Origin of the sequence: Flavobacterium sp. (assembly GCF_040382755.1) — a bacterium.
Taxonomy (GTDB): domain Bacteria; phylum Bacteroidota; class Bacteroidia; order Flavobacteriales; family Flavobacteriaceae; genus Flavobacterium.
This window is the reverse complement of sequence record NZ_JBEIET010000165.1, coordinates 1-3,574: the sequence shown is the minus strand read 5'-3', so window position 1 is coordinate 3,574 and position 3,574 is coordinate 1. Positions and strand designations below refer to the sequence as shown.

The 3,574-nt window shown below is 32.6% G+C and carries 4 protein-coding genes; all 4 read left to right on the top strand.

Translation table 11 applies throughout. The features are described 5' to 3' along the window. On the top strand, positions 1-351 hold a 351-nt coding region (locus ABWO04_RS10560), incomplete at its 5' end, for a hypothetical protein (RefSeq protein ID WP_353079667.1). Between the two features lie 135 nt (positions 352-486). After that, positions 487-1,473 (top strand): 6-phosphofructokinase, encoded by a 987-nt coding sequence (gene pfkA / locus ABWO04_RS10555; protein ID WP_353079666.1) that lies wholly within the window; start codon positions 487-489, stop codon positions 1,471-1,473. A gap of 82 nt (positions 1,474-1,555) precedes the next feature. After that, complete coding sequence (gap, locus tag ABWO04_RS10550; protein ID WP_291241896.1) at positions 1,556-2,566, top strand: type I glyceraldehyde-3-phosphate dehydrogenase; 1,011 nt, start codon at positions 1,556-1,558, stop codon at positions 2,564-2,566. 74 nt (positions 2,567-2,640) lie between these two features. Next, entirely contained in the window at positions 2,641-3,492 is an 852-nt protein-coding gene (locus ABWO04_RS10545) for an N-acetylglucosamine kinase (RefSeq protein ID WP_353079665.1), read from the top strand. Positions 3,493-3,574: the final 82 nt, after the last annotated feature.

The window sequence follows — 3,574 nt, the reverse complement described above, 5'->3', positions numbered from 1 at the left end:
GGAAATGTAGAAGTTGAAATGCGTTTAAACACAGATGGTACGTTAACTGCACACGTATTTAATAGAGAAAACGATTTAAATTCCAATACTATTGGGCAAAATATTGGCTATACGCAAGGTTTAGGGTTGTCGTATCGTGTAGATTTTGACGATTTTAAAGAGTTGCTACACAAATTATTTAAATCTCAAAACGTAAAAGATAACGTAAACAAACCTATTAACGAATCGGATGATTCGGAAACCAATCCAGAGTTTATAAACTTTATAGAAGAAACTCGAAAACGACAAATTAAAGAAGAGAAAAAAGTCGATCCAAAAAACCGAGTTCCAGATATTAATGATGTGCATTAAATCAAGAATTTTTGTTAATTTTTAGAAATTTATTAACGAAAACGTTTGAAAATAACATTATGACAAAAAATATGTCTTTTTTTAGCATAATATGTAATTTCCTTTACTAATTTTACAAATAATATAGTATTAAATATGTCAACAGCAATTAAAAAAATTGGAGTTTTAACTTCAGGTGGCGATTCGCCAGGTATGAATGCAGCTATCAGAGCCGTAGTTCGTGCTTGTGCGTATTATAACATTGAGTGTGTTGGAATATACCGTGGTTATCAAGGTATGATTGAAGGCGATTTTAAACCTATGGGACCTCGTGATGTAAAAAACATCATTAACAAAGGTGGTACTATATTAAAAACCGCACGTTCAAAAGACTTTATGACTCCGGAAGGACGAAAAATTGCTCACGATAATTTAAAGGCAAGTGGAATAGATTCATTAGTAGTTATTGGTGGTGATGGTTCGTTTACAGGTGCAGAAATTTTTAATGAAGAATTTGGTTTTTCTGTAATCGGAATTCCAGGTACTATAGATAATGATATTTTTGGAACCAGTCATACTTTAGGATATGATACGGCTTTGAATACCGTTGTGGAAGCAATTGATAAAATTAGAGATACAGCCAATTCTCATAACCGTTTATTCTTCGTAGAAGTAATGGGAAGAGATGCAGGACATATTGCGTTAAACGCAGGAATTGGAGCAGGAGCAGAGGAAATTTTAATTCCAGAAGAAGCTTTTGGTTTAGACCGATTGGTAGAATCTTTGAAAAAAAGTAAAGAATCAGGAAAAACATCAAGTATAGTAGTTGTTTCTGAAGGGGATAAAATAGGTAAAAACGTTTTTGAACTTAAAGATTACGTTGAAGAAAATATGCCAGAATATGATGTACGTGTTTCGGTACTGGGTCATATGCAGCGAGGCGGTTCACCAACTTGTTTTGATAGGGTTTTAGCTTCTCGATTAGGAGTAAAAGCAGTAGAAAGTTTGTTAGAAGGCAAATCTAACTATATGGTAGGATTACAGTATGATAAAATTTGCTTAACACCATTAGAACAAGCCATTAAAGGACAAAGTGAAATCGATTTAGAACTTGTAAAAGTTTCAGATATCGTATCATCATAATAAAAGGTAAAAGTAAAAAGTAAAGAGTGCTTTTCAACTCAATTAACAAAACGATTCTAAAGGAATCAAATATTTAAAAATTATGTCAACAGTAAAATTAGGAATTAACGGATTTGGTAGAATTGGTAGAATTGTTTTTAGAGAAACATACAACAGAGACAATGTAGAAGTTGTAGCTATTAACGATTTATTAGACGTAGATCATTTGGCGTATTTATTAAAATACGATTCGGTACACGGACGTTTTGCTGGAAAAGTAGAAGTTAAAGACGGAAAATTATACGTTAACGATAAATACATTCGTGTAACAGCAGAAAGAGATCCAGCACAAATTAAATGGGATGAAGCAGGTATTAATGCGGATGTAGTAGCAGAATGTACAGGTTTTTTTACAACTAAAGAAACAGCAAATGCGCATATTGTAGGTGGTGCCAAAAAAGTTATTATTTCAGCACCTTCAGCAGATGCACCAATGTTTGTAATGGGGGTAAACCACGAAAAAGCAACAGCTGCAGATACTGTAGTTTCTAATGCATCGTGTACAACTAACTGTTTAGCGCCTTTAGCAAAAGTAATTCACGATAATTTCGGAATTGTAGAAGGGTTAATGACAACAGTTCACGCATCTACTTCTACTCAAATGGTAGCAGACGGTCCTTCAAGAAAAGATTGGAGAGGTGGTCGTGCGGCTTCAGTAAATATTATTCCATCTTCAACAGGTGCAGCAAAAGCAGTAGGACAAGTTATTCCAGATTTAAACGGAAAATTAACAGGAATGTCTATGCGTGTGCCAACGGTTGATGTTTCTGTAGTAGATTTAACTGTAAAATTAGCTAAAGAAACTACTTACGCAGAAATTATGAGTGTATTGAAACACGCTTCTGAAACGTCAATGAAAGGTATTTTAGGATACACAGAAGATTTAGTAGTTTCTCAAGATTTCGTATCAGATACACGTACTTCAATCGTAGATGCAAATGCAGGAATTGGTTTAAATTCAACTTTCTTTAAATTGGTTTCTTGGTACGATAACGAATACGGATATTCTTCTAAATTAATCGATTTAGCAGTACATATCAATGCTATAAAATAAATACTTAAGTATAGAAAATAGAATCAAAAAATCTATTTTCTATACTCTATTTTCTATACTCTATATTCTAAAAAATGAAATTACTTGTAGATAGTGGTTCCACTAAAGCAGATTGGATTGCCATAGACACTAACGGGAAGGTGTTATTTACCACACAATCATTAGGATTAAATCCTGAAGTGCTAACAAAAGAAGAAATAATTGCTCGTTTGGATGATAAATTTGATATTTCACACAATAAAGATAAAGCAGCTCATTTGTTTTTTTACGGTGCAGGATGTGGAACAGATCGTATGAAAAACTTCTTAACTGACGTATTTAAAGATTATTTTAAAAATGCTTCTGTTAATGTATACGAAGATACTTATGCGGCAGTTTTTGCTACAACTCCTAAAAATCAAGAAGCGATTGTTTGTATTTTAGGAACAGGTTCAAATTGTAGTTATTTCGACGGACATATTTTACATCAAAAAGTGCAATCATTAGGTTATATTGCTATGGATGATTGTAGTGGAAACCGTTTCGGTCGTCATTTATTACGTGGCTATTATTTTAATAAAATGCCTGCGAATTTGGCTGTAGAATTTGAAAAAGAATTCGATGTTGAACCAGATGCAGTTAAAGAAAACTTATATAAAAAACCAAATCCTAATGCCTATTTGGCAACCTATGCTAAATTTTTAATTAAGCATAAAAACACCGAATTTTGTCAGAAATATATTAGAGAAGAATTGGTTGCATTTGTAGAAAATTACATCATGCAGTTTGAAAATTGTAAAGAAGTTCCTGTTCATTTTGTAGGTTCTATTGCCTTTTATTTAAAAGAGGAATTAGAAGCCGTTTTAAATGAATACGGAATCAAAATAGGGAATGTATTAAGACGTCCAATAGACGGATTAATAGAATTTCACGTGGCTAATAGTTAATAATATTAGCAAAAGTTAATTTGTTTTAAAAGCCCGAGTAGCGAAAGTTACTTGGGCTTTTTGTTTTTAATCATACGAATTT